General features: G+C 58.0%; 17 protein-coding genes. 11 read left to right on the top strand and 6 right to left on the bottom strand.

The window, feature by feature from the left end; translation table 11 throughout:
- Window positions 1–34 precede the first annotated feature (34 nt).
- The 6 genes from GOW48_RS08505 (at window position 35) to lexA (ending at window position 4,860) form a co-directional block, all read left to right on the top strand.
- Window positions 35–616 carry an anthranilate synthase component II gene (locus GOW48_RS08505; protein ID WP_170752930.1) on the top strand — a complete coding sequence of 194 codons (582 nt, stop codon included), beginning with the start codon at window positions 35–37 and terminating at the stop codon, window positions 614–616.
- Window positions 613–1,632, top strand: a complete 1,020-nt coding sequence (gene trpD / locus GOW48_RS08500) for an anthranilate phosphoribosyltransferase (protein ID WP_170752928.1) — start codon at window positions 613–615, stop codon at window positions 1,630–1,632. Before GOW48_RS08505 ends, trpD begins: the two co-directional genes overlap by 4 nt.
- Entirely contained in the window at window positions 1,629–2,441 is an 813-nt protein-coding gene (gene trpC, locus GOW48_RS08495; protein ID WP_170752926.1) for an indole-3-glycerol phosphate synthase TrpC, read from the top strand. Before trpD ends, trpC begins: the two co-directional genes overlap by 4 nt.
- The gene (gene moaC / locus GOW48_RS08490; RefSeq protein WP_170752924.1) at window positions 2,441–2,914 is read left to right on the top strand and encodes a cyclic pyranopterin monophosphate synthase MoaC; all 474 of its coding nucleotides are present in this window, start codon (window positions 2,441–2,443) and stop codon (window positions 2,912–2,914) included. The genes trpC and moaC overlap by 1 nt, the downstream gene beginning before the upstream one ends.
- Complete coding sequence (locus tag GOW48_RS08485) at window positions 2,911–4,083, top strand: molybdopterin molybdotransferase MoeA (RefSeq protein WP_170752922.1); 1,173 nt, start codon at window positions 2,911–2,913, stop codon at window positions 4,081–4,083. The genes moaC and GOW48_RS08485 overlap by 4 nt, the downstream gene beginning before the upstream one ends.
- A gap of 78 nt (window positions 4,084–4,161) precedes the next feature.
- The gene (gene lexA, locus GOW48_RS08480; protein ID WP_170354295.1) at window positions 4,162–4,860 is read left to right on the top strand and encodes a transcriptional repressor LexA; all 699 of its coding nucleotides are present in this window, start codon (window positions 4,162–4,164) and stop codon (window positions 4,858–4,860) included.
- On the opposite strand, the gene GOW48_RS08475 is transcribed toward lexA, so the two are convergent.
- Complete coding sequence (locus tag GOW48_RS08475) at window positions 4,854–6,899, bottom strand: ComEC/Rec2 family competence protein (protein WP_170752920.1); 2,046 nt, start codon at window positions 6,897–6,899, stop codon at window positions 4,854–4,856. The genes lexA and GOW48_RS08475 overlap by 7 nt on opposite strands.
- A 78-nt stretch (window positions 6,900–6,977) precedes the next feature.
- On the opposite strand from GOW48_RS08475, the gene gltX reads away from it, so the two are divergent.
- Together gltX and gltA are read left to right on the top strand one after the other, a co-directional pair.
- Window positions 6,978–8,378 carry a glutamate--tRNA ligase gene (gene gltX / locus GOW48_RS08470; protein WP_170753009.1) on the top strand — a complete coding sequence of 467 codons (1,401 nt, stop codon included), beginning with the start codon at window positions 6,978–6,980 and terminating at the stop codon, window positions 8,376–8,378.
- A gap of 121 nt (window positions 8,379–8,499) precedes the next feature.
- The gene (gene gltA / locus GOW48_RS08465) at window positions 8,500–9,795 is read left to right on the top strand and encodes a citrate synthase (RefSeq protein WP_170752918.1); all 1,296 of its coding nucleotides are present in this window, start codon (window positions 8,500–8,502) and stop codon (window positions 9,793–9,795) included.
- A gap of 51 nt (window positions 9,796–9,846) precedes the next feature.
- On the opposite strand, the gene GOW48_RS08460 is transcribed toward gltA, so the two are convergent.
- Window positions 9,847–10,911 carry a PA0069 family radical SAM protein gene (locus GOW48_RS08460; RefSeq protein WP_170752916.1) on the bottom strand — a complete coding sequence of 355 codons (1,065 nt, stop codon included), beginning with the start codon at window positions 10,909–10,911 and terminating at the stop codon, window positions 9,847–9,849.
- Window positions 10,912–11,202: 291 nt separating this feature from the next.
- On the opposite strand from GOW48_RS08460, the gene GOW48_RS08455 reads away from it, so the two are divergent.
- Entirely contained in the window at window positions 11,203–11,901 is a 699-nt protein-coding gene (locus GOW48_RS08455) for a corrinoid protein (protein WP_170354299.1), read from the top strand.
- Between the two features lie 79 nt (window positions 11,902–11,980).
- Window positions 11,981–12,637 (top strand): DUF1638 domain-containing protein, encoded by a 657-nt coding sequence (locus GOW48_RS08450; protein ID WP_170752914.1) that lies wholly within the window; start codon window positions 11,981–11,983, stop codon window positions 12,635–12,637.
- Between the two features lie 6 nt (window positions 12,638–12,643).
- On the opposite strand, the gene GOW48_RS08445 is transcribed toward GOW48_RS08450, so the two are convergent.
- The gene (locus GOW48_RS08445) at window positions 12,644–13,054 is read right to left on the bottom strand and encodes a SufE family protein (protein WP_170752912.1); all 411 of its coding nucleotides are present in this window, start codon (window positions 13,052–13,054) and stop codon (window positions 12,644–12,646) included.
- 138 nt (window positions 13,055–13,192) lie between these two features.
- Between GOW48_RS08445 and GOW48_RS08440 the strand changes: the two genes are divergently transcribed.
- Entirely contained in the window at window positions 13,193–13,723 is a 531-nt protein-coding gene (locus tag GOW48_RS08440) for a hypothetical protein (protein ID WP_170752910.1), read from the top strand.
- 5 nt (window positions 13,724–13,728) lie between these two features.
- Here GOW48_RS08440 and rnd read toward each other — a convergent pair whose 3' ends face one another.
- The 3 genes from rnd to purM all read right to left on the bottom strand — a co-directional run bounded on the left by rnd (window position 13,729) and on the right by purM (window position 16,642).
- Window positions 13,729–14,886 carry a ribonuclease D gene (rnd, locus tag GOW48_RS08435; RefSeq protein WP_170752908.1) on the bottom strand — a complete coding sequence of 386 codons (1,158 nt, stop codon included), beginning with the start codon at window positions 14,884–14,886 and terminating at the stop codon, window positions 13,729–13,731.
- A 116-nt stretch (window positions 14,887–15,002) separates the two neighbouring features.
- The gene (purN, locus tag GOW48_RS08430) at window positions 15,003–15,599 is read right to left on the bottom strand and encodes a phosphoribosylglycinamide formyltransferase (protein ID WP_170752906.1); all 597 of its coding nucleotides are present in this window, start codon (window positions 15,597–15,599) and stop codon (window positions 15,003–15,005) included.
- Window positions 15,596–16,642 carry a phosphoribosylformylglycinamidine cyclo-ligase gene (gene purM / locus GOW48_RS08425; protein ID WP_170753007.1) on the bottom strand — a complete coding sequence of 349 codons (1,047 nt, stop codon included), beginning with the start codon at window positions 16,640–16,642 and terminating at the stop codon, window positions 15,596–15,598. Before purM ends, purN begins: the two co-directional genes overlap by 4 nt.
- Window positions 16,643–16,705: the final 63 nt, after the last annotated feature.

Below are 16,705 nucleotides of genomic sequence, written 5' to 3'. Positions count from 1 at the left end.
AGTCCCAAATGCCCAACCCGAGACAAGTGCCCAAATGCTGCTGCTGATCGACAACTACGACTCGTTTACCTACAATCTGGTACACTATTTAGGCGAACTTGGTGCCGAAATGGTCATTCGGCGAAATGACGCGCTGGATGTGCAAGAGGCCATGGCCATGAACCCGGCTGGAATCCTTCTTAGCCCCGGACCATGCGACCCGGATCAGGCCGGGATTTGCCTGGCGCTGACACAGGCAGCTGCTGAAACCCAGACCCCCTTGATGGGCGTTTGCCTTGGGCATCAGACCATCGGGCAAGCATTCGGCGGTGACGTTATTCGGTGCCATGAGATTGTGCACGGCAAGGTGGGCACCATGCATCACACTGGGAAAGGTCTGTTCGCCGGGCTGCCTTCCCCCTTCGAGGCAACCCGGTACCATTCGCTGGTGGTCGACCGAACCACCCTGCCCGATTGCCTGGAAATCACAGCTGAGCTGGAAGATGGGACGATCATGGGCCTGCAACATAAGCAGCTCCCTATTCACGGCGTTCAGTTCCACCCAGAATCGATTGCATCCGAGCACGGCCATGCCTTGCTCAAGAACTTCCTGTCCGAGATGAAAGTCCCCGCATGAGCGACGTATTGAAACCGCTGATCGGCACTGCTGCTGATCGGCCTTTGACGCGCGCCGAAGCCGAACAGGCTTTTGGCATCCTCTTCGATGGCGCCGCCACACCCAGTCAGATCGGCGGTTTGCTGATGGCGATGCGAACCCGAGGCGAGACGGTCGACGAATATGCGGCGGCCGCGGCAGTGATGCGGGCCAAATGCAACGCGGTCAATGCGCCGGACGGCGCGATGGATATCGTCGGCACAGGTGGCGATGGCAAGGGAACGCTGAATATCTCTACCGCAACAGCCTTTGTCGTCGCGGGCGCTGGCGTCACAGTTGCAAAACACGGGAACCGGAACCTCAGTTCGAAATCCGGTGCGGCCGATGCGTTGGGTCAGATGGGTATCAACGTGATGGTCGGACCAGAAGTCGTTGAAAAAGCACTGAAAGAGGCTGGTATAGGCTTTATGATGGCCCCCATGCACCATCCGGCCATTGCCCACGTGATGCCAACACGGCAGGAACTTGGGACACGTACGATCTTTAACATTCTAGGGCCACTTACAAACCCGGCTGGAGTGAAACGGCAATTAACGGGCGCGTTCAGCCGCGAATTGATCCGCCCGATGGCCGAGACGCTTGGCCTGCTTGGTACCGAACACGCATGGCTGGTTCACGGATCCGATGGCACCGACGAATTAACCATCACTGGTGTCAGCTGGGTAGCTTCATGGGAAAACGGCGGTGTGCGTGAGGTTGAATTGCATCCAGAAGATGCTGGCCTGCCAGTGCACCCGTTCGAGGACATTCTGGGCGGAACACCTGAAGAAAACGCTGTTGCCTTCCGCGCCCTGCTGGATGGCACTCCGTCCGCGTACCGGGACGCAGTCCTTTTGAACTCTGCCGCTGCACTGGTGGTGGCCGACGCTGCAAGCGACCTCAAGGACGGGGTCGAGAAGGCCGCGCACAGCATCGACAGCGGCGCTGCCAAAGAAAAAATCGCGGTACTGGCCCGCATCACTCAGGAGGCCGCATGACCGAGACGGTTCTGGACAAGATCAAAGCATACAAGCTTGAGGAAGTCGCATTAGATAAGACCAATAAGTCTTTGGAAGATTTGGAGGATGAAGCCAAGTCTGCGTCTGAGGTGCGCGGTTTTGCAACAGCACTGACCGCCGCCGCGCGATCCGGCTATGGTCTGATCGCCGAGGTGAAGAAAGCAAGCCCCTCAAAAGGTTTGATCCGCCCGGATTTTGACCCTCCGGTACTGGCAAAAGCCTACGAAGAAGGCGGCGCAACCTGCCTGTCGGTTTTGACGGACACGCCCAGCTTTCAAGGGGCCAAAGAATACCTGACGGCGGCCCGCGCAGCGACGTCATTGCCTGCGCTGCGTAAGGATTTCATGTACGACCCTTATCAGGTCGTCGAAGCTCGCGCTTTGGGCGCCGACTGTATTCTGATCATCATGGCCTCGGTCGAAGATGAACAAGCCGCCGAGTTGGAGCAAACGGCCTTTGAGTGGGGCATGGATGTCCTGATCGAAGTGCATGATGAGGCCGAACTGGAACGCGCAACCAAGCTCAAAAGCAGCCTGATTGGGATAAATAATCGTAATCTCAAGACGTTTGAGACAACTCTTGATACAACGCGCAGGTTGTCAAAACTGGTGCCCGGCGATCGGACTATTGTTTGCGAAAGCGGTCTGAGCACGCCAGCCGACCTGGCCGACATCGCCCGCTATGGCGCACGGTCCTTCCTGATCGGCGAAAGCCTGATGCGGCAGGACAATGTCACTACGGCGACGCGAAACTTGCTGGCTAACCCTTTGATCCCCGGAGTAATGTAATGTCGCTCACTCACTTTGACGCACAGGGCCAAGCCCACATGGTGGATGTGTCCGATAAGGCGGTAACAGACCGGGTTGCCGTGGCGGCTGGGCACATCATGATGGCGCAGGAAACCTTTGATTTAATATCAGAAGGGCGTGCGAAAAAGGGTGATGTGCTGGGCGTTGCACGTCTTGCTGGTATCATGGGCGCGAAAAAAACCCCTGACCTGATCCCGCTGTGTCATCCTTTGCCCGTGACTAAGGTTGCTGTCGAATTGACGTTGGACCCGGATCTGCCGGGCGTTCAGATTGAAGCGACCGTCAAGACCTCGGGTCAAACAGGTGTAGAGATGGAGGCGCTGACCGCGGCCTCGACCGCAGCCCTGACGATTTACGACATGACCAAGGCTGTCGACAAAGCAATGGAGATCGGCGGCATAAAAGTCTTGCTAAAAGATGGCGGTAAATCAGGCCGTTACGAAGCGAAATGATAACTGTCGAAGACGCTCGGGCCCTCTTGTTTGGCCTGGTTGACCGGCTGCCTGCAGAAACTGTTTCACTCTCGCAAGCGACCGGTCGGATTTTGGCGCAGGACGTTGCGGCCAAACGCGATCAACCTCCGTTTGCGGCATCTTCGATGGATGGATACGCGGTCAAGTCATCCCAAGTCGAACTGCACGCAATGTTCAAAGTCATCGGCGAGGCCGCCGCTGGGCGCAGGTATTCTGGTCAAGTTGGCGCTGGTCAGGCAGTTCGCATTTTCACCGGAGCCCCCGTGCCAGACGGCGCGGATTTTGTCGTGATCCAAGAAGATACTGAACGCAGGGATGATCTGATTACAATCACGGACATGCCCGGCGACAAGACCAACATTCGACCCAAGGGTGTTGATTTTAAATCCGGCACAACGATCTCTGCCCCTCGTCGCATCCGCCCCGAGGATGTGGCCCTTATGGCCGCAATGAACATCCCCGAGGTTCCCGTCGCCCGCAAGCCGATCGTTGCACTGATCTCGACCGGAGACGAATTGGTCATGCCGGGCGATACGCCCGGCCCTGATCAGATCATCGCGTCAAACACATTTGGTCTCAAGGCGTTACTAGAGGATGTTGGAGCGGAAGTTCGCATTCTGCCGATCGCGCGCGACACAGTCGCTTCGCTTGAAACAGCCTTTGATCTGGCAACAGGCGCCGATCTGGTCGTCACGATCGGAGGAGCCTCGGTCGGGGATTATGATCTGGTGTCGGACGTATCCGCAAATCTCGGGATGGAGCGGTCATTTTACAAGATACGCATGCGTCCCGGAAAGCCGCTGATGGCCGGGCGGCTTGGCAAGGCTGCAATGGTTGGGTTGCCGGGAAATCCTGTCAGCGCAATGGTTTGCGGCTATCTCTTTTTGGTACCAATGGTGCGACGCATGGTGGGGCTGGCCGAGGCTTTGACACCGTTCCAAACGGCTAAACTGGTTGCCCCGCTCGGCCAGAATGGTCCGCGCGAACACTATTTGCGCGCCATTCTTGATAACGACGGGATAAGGGCTTGCGACGATCAGGACAGCTCGCTTTTAAGCGTCCTGGCGCAGGCCAATGCTTTGTTGGTACGGCAGCCAAATGATCCGGCGCGGCCTGCTGGCGATGAGGTCCTGTACCTACCGATTTAGCAAACGCTCAAATCCATTGACACAAAACGTGAACATGCGTAGAACAAAAGAAAACGCATGACCGACGAGGTGTGAGCAATGCTGACCAAGAAGCAGTTGGATTTGTTGGAATTCATCCACAAACGTGTTCAAGCGGATGGTGTTCCCCCTAGTTTCGACGAAATGAAGGCCGCGCTGGACCTCAGATCCAAGTCCGGAATTCACCGGCTGATCACTGCGCTGGAAGAACGCGGATTTATCCGCCGACTTGCCCACCGGGCGCGGGCGATCGAAATCGTCAAACTGCCCGAAAGTCTTGGCGGCGAGCCCACAGCCGCCTTTAAGCCGCGTGTGATCGAAGGCGACAAGCCCGAAGGGCCGCGACCGGCGAATTTCGAACCCGTTACCGTGGATGCCATGGAATTGCCAGTCATGGGCCGTATCGCGGCGGGTGTTCCGATAGAAGCGATCAGCCATGTCTCGCACCGCGTCGCTGTGCCGGGATCAATGGTTTCCGGCAAGGGCGAGCACTACGCGCTTGAGGTCCGAGGCGACTCGATGATCGATGCAGGCATAAATGACGGCGACGTTGTGGTGATCCGCGAGACATCGGTCGCAGACAACGGCGATATCGTAGTGGCACTTGTTGAAGATCAAGAAGCAACACTGAAGCGATATTTCCGCCGCGGTCATGCCATTGCGCTTGAGGCCGCGAACCCGGCTTATGAAACCCGCGTCTTGCCCGAAGACAAGGTCAAGGTGCAAGGCCGATTGGTCGGCCTGATCCGCAGCTACTGACCTTTTTGTGTCTGGTGGTCTTCGGCTTGCTTCGGGGACCACAATCTGCGACCAATGACCTCTGCGCTGGTCTTTATTTTACCGTTCTGAAAAGCCAGACTCCCGGTCTCCATCAATTTATCCGGGTCGAACAATACGCAATTCCCGCTTAGTACAACTGGCACAGCTGAGATAACAATCTGGCCTTCGTGGCACTCGGTAAAGCTACCTGCAGATCGCTTTCCGGTCAGGTGGATCACCTCCTGCCCCTTCCACACATATCTTTGGACAAGGTCGTCAGCTGGGGGCCATCGGTCGGCGGCTGTCTTCTGGTTCACACCATCGCCATCATTTTCCAACCATACTGTGGCGATGAACCCGCTGCCTTTCTCTTTGCTCAAGGCGCGCCCCTTGTCCGTCAAGACCCCGACCAATCCACCTGAATCCGCGACCAAGACATCGGGACGTTCACCCTGACCCCACATGAACATAGCCGCGATACATGGTCCCAAACCAACCCATTTCGCGGACCCACGCCACAAAACCGTCCACAACGCCCCCAAAGCGAACATTGGCAATACATAGTAAGGCGGGCTGACGATATAGCCTTGCGCTCCTTCCAGGTTTGATACGGTCTCAGCAACCAGCAATATCCACTCTAACCCAAGGCCCATAACGGCGAGCGCGACCCAGTCCAGACCAAACGGTGCCAACAGGGCTGCAACGACGGCTGCTGGAACAACGACGGTCCCCATCACAGGGACTGACAACATGTTAGCCAGCAAGCCATAATGGGACATCGTATTGAAATGTGCAGCTCCGATCGGTGCCGTCGCAAGCCCTGCGATGGCAGACGACATCAACAATCCAATCACTGGCTTTAACCATTTCGGCCCCGGAACCGGGCCAACATTTCGCACCGCCCCAAACACCGCCACAAGCGCCGTGGTTGCCGCGAAGGACATCTGAAAACCGGGGCTCAAGAGAGATTCCGGCCTCAGGATCAAAACGATCAACGCGGCCACGGCAACCGCGCGCAATGAGATGGCCCGCCGGTCGACTAGAATCGCACCCAGCATCACGGTGGCCATGACAAAGGCGCGTTCGGTTGCCACGTTTCCGCCAGACAGCAGCAGATACAGCGTTGCGGCAATAAGTGCACCAACCGCCGCGATCTTTCGGACCGAGACCCGAAGCGCGATGGCAGGAAACGCCGATAAAGCAATTCGGCACAGTAGATAAACAAAACCGGTCAGTAGCCCCATGTGCAGACCGGAGATCGCCAATAAATGCGCCAAATTCGACGCCCGCAAAGACGCGAGCGTTTGTTGCCCCATTCCGCTTCTATCCCCTGTCGTTACTGCGGCGGCGAACCCTCCAATCTCTCCGGGCAACACGGCACGCACATGTTCGGACAATGCCAGCCTTAACGCGGTGATGCGGACGCCGGCCGGATCCGGACCCGAAACCGTGAGAACAGGAACGCGGGTGTAACCGACCGCACCCAAACCCTGAAACCAAGCATGACGCCGGAAATCAAACCCGCCGGGCTCGACCGGGCCTTGTGGCGGAGACAGGTGACCGGTGGTCATGATCCGCTGTCCTGGCACAAGCGAAGCATCACTACCATGCAAAGATAGCCGGACGCGCTGCGGTCTGCGATCTAGTGGTACGTCCCCTACTCGCACCCGATCCAGCGTTACCCGCAGCGCATCCGACGCAGAGCGGTCAATGGCAACGACCCGCCCCTCGACCGGGCCGTAGTAACGCCATGACAAGACCGGCTCTGCCACCGTATGGGCGCGGGCTCCTGCAAGGATAAACCCCGCACAAACAAGCGCGCCCCCGATTGCCAACGACGCCCAGCCTGGCCGCATCCAGCGCGCAGCAGCCAAAGCTGCCATACCCGCCACGAACAAGCCGGCATAGACCTGCCATTCCGGCTCAGACCGCAAACCGAAGTACAGGCCGATTCCGATCGCCAGACAGACCGGAGACCATTGAAACAGGTAACCTGTCTGGTTCAGCAAAGCGGCCTCGACCCGGGCCAGAACACGCATGGTTGCTCCCGTCTCTCAGCCTCGTTAGACAGGCGTCAAACTATGCCCGACACGGTTACCAAAAGGTTAATCCAAACAATGTCCGATCAGGTCGTCACCCGTTTCGCCCCCTCGCCCACCGGTTTTCTGCATATCGGCGGCGCCCGCACCGCGCTGTTCAACTGGCTCTATGCCCGTGGTCGCGGTGGCAAGTTCCTGCTGCGGATCGAGGATACGGACCGCGAACGCTCTACCCCCGAGGCGACGGCAGCCATTCTGCAGGGTATGGCGTGGCTGGGTCTTGACCATGATGGCGATGTCGTCAGCCAGTTCGAAGGCGCCGCCCGTCACGCTGAGGTCGCCCATCAACTGCTGGCCGAGGGCAAAGCGTACAAGTGCTTTGCGACGCAAGAAGAAATCGCCGCCTTCCGTGAACAAGCGAAGGCCGAGGGCAAATCGACCCAGTTCCGTAGCCCTTGGCGCGACGCTGACGCAGCGACCCACCCCGACGCGCCTTTCGTGATCCGCATCAAGGCCCCGCAAGACGGAGAGACGGTGATCCGCGATCAGGTTCAGGGGGACGTGACCATCCGCAACGAGCAGTTGGACGACATGGTCCTGCTGCGTTCGGACGGGACGCCGGTCTATATGCTGGCCGTTGTGGTAGACGATCACGATATGGGCGTCACCCATGTGATCCGGGGCGACGACCACCTGAACAATGCAGCGCGCCAGATGATGATTTATCAGGCGATGGGCTGGGATGTTCCCGTCTGGGCTCATATCCCGCTCATTCACGGGCCCGATGGCAAGAAACTGTCGAAACGCCACGGCGCGTTGGGCGCGCAGGAATACCAGGCTATGGGTTATCCGGCGGCCGGGATGCGCAACTATCTGGCGCGTCTGGGCTGGAGTCACGGCGACGACGAATTCTTTACCGACGCGCAGGCGAAAGAATGGTTCGATCTGGACGGAATCGGCAAAAGCCCGGCCCGTTTCGATCTGAAGAAACTGGAAAACTTGTGCGGTCAACATATTGCCGTCGCCGATGATGCCGCATTGCGGCAGGAAATCGAGGCGTATCTGGCCGCGGCTGACCTGCCTGCGCTGACAGAAACACAATCCGGTGATCTGGAACGTGCGATGTATTGCCTCAAGGATCGGGCTCGCACATTCCCCGAACTGCTTGAAAAGGCACATTTTGCACTGACTTCCCGCCCTATTCAACCGGATGAGAAAGCGGCCAAGGCGCTTGCCTCAGTATCCGACGGTATACTGAATGAATTGACGCCGCAGTTGCAAAGTGTTAGCTGGACGCGAAGCGAACTGGAGGACGCCTTGAATTCCTTTGCGGAAGCACAAGGCATCAAGTTCGGCAAGCTGGCGGGGCCGTTGCGCGCCGTACTGGCAGGCCGCGCGGTGACACCTTCGGTTTTTGACATGATGCTGGTGCTTGGGCGGGATGAAACCCTGGCACGGCTTTCTGACGCAGCGACCTGAGTAAAAGGTTCACATTTGGGTAACGCTGCTCCGCTAACACCCGGTTTGCGCGATTGCGCGCATCCGTTGCCCGCAGGATCGGACAGCGATCCATACTGCGCATGATTGAGGAAGGGACACTATGACCGACAGCAACAAATCAGCCACTCTGTCACTTAATGGCGAAACTTATGAGCTGCCGATTCATTCACCGACCGCTGGGCCTGACGTGATCGACATCCGTAAGCTTTACGGAACGGCAGGTGTATTCACGTATGACCCCGGCTTTACGTCGACCGCCAGCTGTGACAGCACCATCACATACATCGACGGCGAAAAGGGCGAGCTGCTGCACCGGGGATATCCGATCGACCAGCTGGCCGGAAAATCTCACTTCCTCGAGGTTTGCTACCTGCTGCTGTACGGAGAGTTGCCGAGCGCGCCCGTTTTGGAAAAGTTCGAAACCACCATCACGCGCCACACCATGCTGCACGAGCAGATGCAGTATTTCTACCGTGGCTTCCGCCGCGACGCGCATCCGATGGCAATCATGGTCGGTGTTGTGGGCGCGATGTCGGCCTTCTATCACGACTCAACTGATATCGCAGACCCGCGCCAGCGTGAGGTCGCTTCGCACCGTCTGATCGCAAAAATGCCAACCATCGCGGCATGGGCCTATAAGTACCACACTGGCCAGCCCTTCGTGTATCCGCGCAACGATCTGGACTATGCATCGAACTTCTTGCGCATGTGCTTCAGCGTTCCGGCCGAAGAATATGAGGTCAACCCGATCCTCAGCCGTGCGATGGACCGCATCTTTACCCTGCACGCAGATCACGAGCAAAACGCCTCGACCTCGACCGTGCGTCTGGCGTCAAGCTCGGGTGCCAACCCGTTTGCCTGTATCGCGGCTGGCATCGCCTGCCTGTGGGGTCCGGCGCACGGTGGCGCAAACCAAGCATGTCTGGAGATGCTGGAAGAAATCGGCAGCGTTGATCGCATCCCCGAATTCATCGCCCGCGCCAAGGACAAGGACGATCCGTTCCGCCTGATGGGCTTTGGCCACCGCGTCTACAAGAACTTTGACCCGCGCGCCAAAGTGATGAAACAGTCCGCCGACGAAGTGCTGGATCTGTTGGGCATCGAAGACAACCCAAAACTGCAGGTTGCCAAGGCGCTGGAAAAGCAGGCTCTGGAAGATCCGTATTTCGCCGAGAAAAAGCTGTTCCCGAACGTCGACTTCTATTCGGGTATCATCCTCGAGGCGATGGGCTTCCCGACCTCGATGTTCACTCCGATCTTTGCCCTGTCGCGCACCGTGGGCTGGGTCAGCCAGTGGAAAGAGATGATCGCCGACCCCCAGAACAAGATCGGCCGTCCGCGCCAGCTGTATCTGGGCGAGACCACTCGCGACTATGTGGATATCGAGAACCGCTGATTGCGGTTACAGATTACAGAACGCCCCGGACCGGTTCCGGGGCTTTTTTCGTTAGAACAAAGCCAGTTGGTCGCCCGCCTGCGGTGGCCTAGTGAACAGGTCCAGACGCAACGCCGGGGTGCGCGTGGCCAGCCCCAACCGTTTGACCGCCACGGTAAATCGTTTCGCAATAAGCGCGGCATATTCGCCCTCACCCCGCATCCGATGCCCCCAGCGCGGGTCATAGTCGCGGCCCCCATGCATCTCGCGCAGTTTCGACATGACTTTCTCCGCCCGGGCCGGTTCAAGATCTGCCAACCAACGCTGCCACAGCTCGGACACTTCTCGTGGTAGGCGCAGCATGATCCAACTGGCCGCATCGGCGCCTGCGTCGCGCCCGGCCTCAAGCAGCTGCTCAAGCTCATGATCCGTCAAGCCGGGGATCAGAGGCGAGGTCATGACCCGCACCGGTATCCCGGCCTCGGTCAGCCGCCGTATGATCGCCAGACGCCGCCGGGGCGAAGGGGCACGAGGCTCCATCCGGCGCGACAGGCCGGCGTCCAAAGTTGTCAGGGAAATCCCCACCCGTACCAGCCCCTTGGCTGCCATGGGGGCCAAAATGTCCAGATCACGCTCGATCAAAGCACCTTTGGTGACGATTCCGACCGGGTGCTGAAAATCGCTCAAGACTTGCAGGCAATCCCTTGTGACAGAGCGTGTTTTTTCGACTGGTTGGTAAGGGTCAGTATTGGTGCCCAACGCCACTGTGGCCACCTTGTAGGATTTCGAGGACAGTTCCCGCCGCAGCACCTCGGCCGCGTTGGGCCGGGCAATCAGGCGTGTTTCAAAATCCAGCCCCGGCGACAGACCGAGATAGGCATGGGACGGTCGCGCAAAGCAATAAACACACCCGTGTTCGCACCCTCGATACGGGTTGATCGAGCGGTCAAACGGCAAATCGGGCGACCGGTTGTAGGTTATGATGCTGCGCGCGACCTCGTCTCGCAACTCGGTGCGCAATGGCGGTAGATCATCGTCCTCGGGCCATCCATCCGCGCAGCGTTCAGTGGTAAACGCTTCGAACCGACCAGCAACATTTGTAGCGACACCTCGGCCCCGGATTTGCGCGTCAGTCATATTTGTTCTCTTTATGTTCCCTCTACAGGTATACTCGCCATACGCGGTTCAGGCAAGCGCCCCTCGTCTTACGTGTTGATTTCAAATTGCTTGGCCAAACATGCTGGAATTGAACCGAATGCAGGATCATCTTGCAGATTATGACGTCGAGTTGATCAATATTTTGACGTATAGGTCGGTCTCGGAACCGCCAAGGTCGCAATCGTCACAGTCTAAATGCGACGTTTTGGCCAAAACGAAAAAAATGCCACCAATGGGCGCCAAGCCCGAACAGCTCTAGGGAAACACCCAATGTCCGATGAAGAAGACATCGTCCTGTCCGAACTGAATGACGAGGAATTGGTCGAACAGATGTTCGACGATCTTTACGACGGTTTGAAGGAAGAAATCGAAGAAGGTGTGAACATCCTGCTGGAACGCGGATGGACCCCCTATGACATTCTGACCAAGGCGCTGGTTGGCGGTATGACCATCGTAGGCCACGACTTCCGCGACGGCATCCTGTTTGTTCCCGAAGTTCTGCTAGCCGCAAACGCGATGAAGGGCGGCATGTCCATCCTGAAGCCGCTGCTGGCCGAAACCGGCGCACCGCGCGTTGGCAAGATGGTGATCGGCACCGTCAAGGGCGACATCCACGACATCGGCAAAAACCTTGTGTCGATGATGATGGAAGGCGCTGGTTTTGAGGTCGTCGATATCGGCATCAACAACCCGGTCGAGAACTACCTGGAAGCACTGGAAACCGAAAAGCCCGACATTCTGGGCATGTCGGCCCTGCTGACAACCACCATGCCGTACATGAAAGTCGTGATCGATACTCTGGTCGAGCAAGGTTTGCGCGAAGAATACATCGTACTGGTCGGTGGCGCTCCGCTGAACGAAGAGTTCGGAAAAGCCATTGGTGCCGACGCATATTGCCGCGACGCTGCCGTCGCCGTTGAGACCGCGAAAGACTTCGTGTCGCGCAAGCACAACCAACTGGCGGGCTGATCAGACGGACATCTGAATTCAGGGCCGTCCGGCAACGGGCGGCCCTTTTCGTTTACATCTTAGGCGCAGGAGCCAAGCCATGCCGCAGGACAATCTGCCAGACGATGCAAGCTTGACGACAGACGGATACGAGTCCGCTGCGCAAGGGCGAATTCTGTTGTTGGCTTGCGGCGCGCTGGCACGCGAGATTCTGGATCTGAAGAACCGCAATGGTTGGGACCATATGGACCTGACCTGCTTGCCCGCCATCTTACATGTCCATCCCGAGCGGATTACTCAGGCCGTGCAGGATGCAATCACCAAACATCGCACGCAGTACGACACGATCTATGTGGTCTATGCCGATTGCGGTACTGGCGGCCTGCTGCAAAACGCTTGTGCAGAATTGGGCGTCGAGATGGTCAAAGGCCCGCATTGCTATTCGTTTTTTGAAGGCAATGATGTTTTCGACGCACGCGGCGAGGATGAAACCACCGCCTTCTACCTGACCGATTTTCTGGCACGCCAGTTTGATGCCTTTGTTTGGAAGCCGCTGGGCCTGGACCGGCATCCTGAATTGCGCGACATGTATTTCGGCAACTACACGAAACTGGTCTATCAGGCTCAGACTGACGACCCGTTGCTGACGAAACGCGCTCAGGAATGCGCCGACCGCCTTGGCCTGGCGTTCGAAAGGCGTTTCACCGGATATGGCGATCTCGAGTCTACGTTAACAGATTGGGCCAATCGCGGCTGAGTTACGTCACGCGTTCTCTTGCGCAACTTCGCGAATACGCTCGATCATCGCCCGCAGACCATTGGACCGCTGCGCTGAGAGGTGGTCGTTCAGGCCCAATCGCGCCAATTCTGCGCTGGCGTCAACCTTGGCAACCTCGGCAACTGGCACGCCATTGTACAAAGCCCGCAAAACCGCGATCAGGCCGCGCACGATCAGCGCGTCGCTGTCTCCGTCAAACCTAAATACTCCAGCTTCGATAACCGGATGCAGCCAGACCTGACTGGCGCAGCCATGAACCTTGGTTGCGGGAACTTTCAGCGCGTCCTCAAGGGGTTCCATAGCCTTGCCCTGCTCAATGACATGGCGATAGCGGTCTTCCCAGTCTTCCAGAAACTCGAAATCCTCGACGATGTCTTCAAAGGCAGGCGTTGCCATATCCCTGCGGTCCTTTCATTGCGGTCACAATCGTGACCTATGCCTCTGCCCCCTGCCTGTCCAGCCCCAGCGTGGGTTTTCAAAGCAGGGAATTTGCGTTAGGCCAGTTCGGGAAATACCGGTCAGAGCTTTAAATCCATGCAAAAAACACTGTCTGTTCTTTTGGTCGCCACGCTAACACTGTCGGCTTGTAGCGGATGGCGCGAGTCGCGTGTAAATCCGACCAACTGGTTTGGGTCCAGCACACCCGCGCCTGCACCGACACAGACTTTGGCCAATGACCCAAACGCACTGGTGCCCCAACAGCGTGAAGGCGCCGGCCTATTCAGTCGGCCAGACCCCGTGGACAACAGCGTTGCTATTGCGCGCGTTGATGAGCTGAGGATCGACCCAACACCCGGGGGGGCGATCATTCTGGTCACTGGCGTCGCCGCACGTCAGGGCGCCTATGATGCCCGACTCGTTCGTATTGAAAGTGAAGAAAACCAGAAGAACGGCGTACTGGAATATACCTTCCGCGTTTCGTATCCGGCCACAGCAACCAATCAAGGCTCTGAACGTTCACGTCAGGTGTTGGATGCAATCAACGTGTCACAAGACGATCTGCAAGGCATCCGTCTGGTTCGCGTAGTCGGTCAGGAAAATGCTCTGGAATCGCGGCGGCGCTAAGTCGGCTACAACGACACAACCTTGACCGACTGGCCCTTGGCTGCCAAGGCGATCTTACCTTCGCACAGTTTAAGGGCGTCTTCACCAAACACTTCGAACCGCCAACCTGACATCGCAGGCAGGTCACGCTCTCCCGCCGCGATCTGATCCAATTCCGAACTGGTGGCGATCAGTTTTGCTGCCACGCCCGAACTTTCGGTCTTGGACTTTAGCAATACCCGCAGCAGATCGGCCAATGCCGGGTTGACCTTTAGCTTGTCGCGGCTGTTATCAACACGCGGCATCTGGTCAGGCGGGCAATTCACACCCTTTTTAACGGCCGCCAAAATACCTTCGGCAATCGCGCCTTTGCGCGCCTCGCGAAGCAACAAACGCGAGCCACCAAGATCAGACGGGGATTTCGGCTTGGTCGAGGCCAACTCGATCAGCGCGTCGTCCTTGAACACACGGCTGCGGGGTACGTTGTTTTCTTGCGCATAGGCCTCACGAAACTGGGCCAACTCACGTACCACAGCCAAAAACTTGGCCGAGTTCGTTCGTGTCTTAACCCGTTTCCACGCATCTGCCGGGCGGATATCATAGGTTTCGGGGTGGGTCAGTATGCGCAGTTCTTCAGCAACCCAATGGCTGCGTTCCGTTTTTTTCAACTCTTTCGCCAGATGTTCGTAGATCTGTCGCAGGTGGGTCACATCGGCCAAGGCATAGGTCTTTTGCGCGTCCGACAACGGACGGCGAGACCAGTCGGTGAAGCGCGAGGTCTTGTCCAAACCCTGCTTGCAAATCTTGCGCACCAACGTTTCATAACCGACCTGCTCTCCGAAGCCGCAAACCATCGCGGCAACTTGGGTATCAAACAGGGGCGTCGGGAACACATTTGCTTCAACCCAAAAGATCTCAAGATCCTGGCGGGCCGCGTGAAAAACCTTTACCACACCCTCGTTTCTGAACAGTTCGTAAAGAGGCTCAAGCGACAATCCCTCAGACAGTGGATCAACAAGCACTGCGCTGTTCTCGTCCGAAGATGGCACCGCCAATTGCACCAGACAGAGTTTCGAATAATACGTCCGCTCGCGCAGGAACTCGGTATCGATTGTCACATAGTCATAGCTTGCAGCGGCCTTACAGTATTCGGCCAGCTCTTGCGTCGTTGTCAGGGTCTTCATGCGCGGTGGTGTTCTTGCTCTTGTTTTTCGTAGTAGCCCGTCGCTTTTGTGCCGTTCAGGGCGATAGCCCAAACCATAGGCCGAATAACACTGGCGTGTAAATCACTCTGCGGCGATCAGGGCAGCAACACGGGTGTGTGGTCGCCAGAGCTAAAGCGGCGCAGCACGGCTGGATAAAGCTTATGTTCCCACACCAGAACCCGTGCCGCCAAAGTCATAGGTGTGTCGTTTGGCTCAATCTGCAAACGGGCTTGGCCAAGGATCGGACCGTCATCCAATGCCGCCGTTACCTCGTGAACCGAACATCCATGTTCCTCATCGCCTGCCTCGATCGCGCGGGCATGCGTGTTCAGGCCCTTGTATTTCGGCAACAGTGAAGGGTGGATGTTTAGCATCCGCCCCTGAAAGCGCGATACAAAGTCACCGGTCAGAACGCGCATGAACCCAGCCAGACAGACGATATCAGGCTGCGCAGCCTCAAGCGGTTTCAGCAGCTCTGCCTCGAACGCAGCGCGGTCGCCTTTGAACGGACGGTGATCGACCGAAGCCGTCGGGATGCCCCGCTCAGCCGCCTTGACCAGCCCCCCGGCTTGAGCGTCGTTGGACAGCACCAGACAGGGTCGCGCGGGGTGGTCGCCGATCATGGAATCGACCAGCGACACCATGTTGGACCCCCCGCCCGAGATCAGGATGGCAACGCGCTTGTGGCTCACAGCAGTTTGCCAGTGTAGGCCACACCGGCCGCCTCGGTGACTGTGCCGATGCGCGATACGGTTTCCCCGGCTTCGACCAGCAGATCGGCCAGTTCATCGGCGCGGTCTTCGGCGCAGACTACGATCATGCCGATACCGCAGTTGAAGGTTTTCAACATCTCAGTCTCAGCAATCCCACCGGTTTCAGCCATCCAACGGAAGACGGGCGGCAAATCCCAGGCGTTCAGGTCGATCCCGGCACCCAGCCCTTCGGGCAAGACACGCGGCAGGTTTTCTGTCAAACCGCCGCCGGTGATATGGGCCAGCGCGTGAACGCCCCCTGCCCGGATCGCTTGCAGCGCCTGCTTGACATAAAGACGCGTGGGCGTCAGCAGTGCCTCACCCAGCGTACCGTCGCTGAACGGCGACTCGGCGTCCCATCCCAGCCCAGAAATCTCGACCAGTTTGCGCACCAGAGAGTAGCCGTTGGAATGCACCCCGTTCGAGGCCAGACCCAGCAACACATCTCCCTGCTGCACACCTGCGGGCAGATGCGCGCCACGCTCCATCGCGCCGACCGAGAATCCGGCCAGATCAAAATCGCCATCGGGGTACATGCCGGGCATTTCCGCCGTCTCACCACCGATCAGGGCGCAGCCAGACTGCACGCAACCTTCAGCAATGCCTTCAATAATCCGAGCGGCCGTGTCGGTGTCCAGCTTGCCAGTGGCGAAATAGTCGAGGAAAAACAGCGGCTCGGCCCCCTGACAGATCAGGTCGTTGACGCACATGGCCACCAGATCGATGCCCACACCATCAACCACGCCGGTATCAATGGCGATGCGCAGCTTGGTGCCCACACCATCAGTCGCGCCCACCAGGATCGGATCGACATATCCGGCATCTTTAAGGTCAAACAGCGCGCCGAACCCGCCCAGCCCGCTCATCACGCCCGAGCGGTTGGTCCGCTTGGCCGCAGGTTTAATCCGGTGGACCAGCGCGTTGCCTGCATCAATATCAACACCCGCGTCCGCATAGGTGATTCCGTTCTTGCCCGCTGTCATGGCCAACCCCTCATGAATGGTTCCCGCGCGGGTTAGTCGATTGTGGAAGATGTTGCAACGGTC

Source organism: Ruegeria lacuscaerulensis (assembly GCF_013033355.1).
In the GTDB taxonomy this organism is placed as follows: Bacteria; Pseudomonadota; Alphaproteobacteria; order Rhodobacterales; family Rhodobacteraceae; genus Ruegeria; species Ruegeria lacuscaerulensis_A.
This window is presented reverse-complemented; position numbering and strand designations above follow the sequence as displayed.

Coding starts and splice junctions, on each gene's coding strand:
- GOW48_RS08505 (WP_170752930.1), top strand. CDS start 35: ATGCTGCTGCTGATCGACAACTACGACTCGTTTACCTACAATCTGGTA.
- trpD (WP_170752928.1), top strand. CDS start 613: ATGAGCGACGTATTGAAACCGCTGATCGGCACTGCTGCTGATCGGCCT.
- trpC (WP_170752926.1), top strand. CDS start 1,629: ATGACCGAGACGGTTCTGGACAAGATCAAAGCATACAAGCTTGAGGAA.
- moaC (WP_170752924.1), top strand. CDS start 2,441: ATGTCGCTCACTCACTTTGACGCACAGGGCCAAGCCCACATGGTGGAT.
- GOW48_RS08485 (WP_170752922.1), top strand. CDS start 2,911: ATGATAACTGTCGAAGACGCTCGGGCCCTCTTGTTTGGCCTGGTTGAC.
- lexA (WP_170354295.1), top strand. CDS start 4,162: ATGCTGACCAAGAAGCAGTTGGATTTGTTGGAATTCATCCACAAACGT.
- GOW48_RS08475 (WP_170752920.1), bottom strand. CDS start 6,899: ATGCGTGTTCTGGCCCGGGTCGAGGCCGCTTTGCTGAACCAGACAGGT.
- gltX (WP_170753009.1), top strand. CDS start 6,978: ATGTCCGATCAGGTCGTCACCCGTTTCGCCCCCTCGCCCACCGGTTTT.
- gltA (WP_170752918.1), top strand. CDS start 8,500: ATGACCGACAGCAACAAATCAGCCACTCTGTCACTTAATGGCGAAACT.
- GOW48_RS08460 (WP_170752916.1), bottom strand. CDS start 10,911: ATGACTGACGCGCAAATCCGGGGCCGAGGTGTCGCTACAAATGTTGCT.
- GOW48_RS08455 (WP_170354299.1), top strand. CDS start 11,203: ATGTCCGATGAAGAAGACATCGTCCTGTCCGAACTGAATGACGAGGAA.
- GOW48_RS08450 (WP_170752914.1), top strand. CDS start 11,981: ATGCCGCAGGACAATCTGCCAGACGATGCAAGCTTGACGACAGACGGA.
- GOW48_RS08445 (WP_170752912.1), bottom strand. CDS start 13,054: ATGGCAACGCCTGCCTTTGAAGACATCGTCGAGGATTTCGAGTTTCTG.
- GOW48_RS08440 (WP_170752910.1), top strand. CDS start 13,193: ATGCAAAAAACACTGTCTGTTCTTTTGGTCGCCACGCTAACACTGTCG.
- rnd (WP_170752908.1), bottom strand. CDS start 14,886: ATGAAGACCCTGACAACGACGCAAGAGCTGGCCGAATACTGTAAGGCC.
- purM (WP_170753007.1), bottom strand. CDS start 16,642: ATGACAGCGGGCAAGAACGGAATCACCTATGCGGACGCGGGTGTTGAT.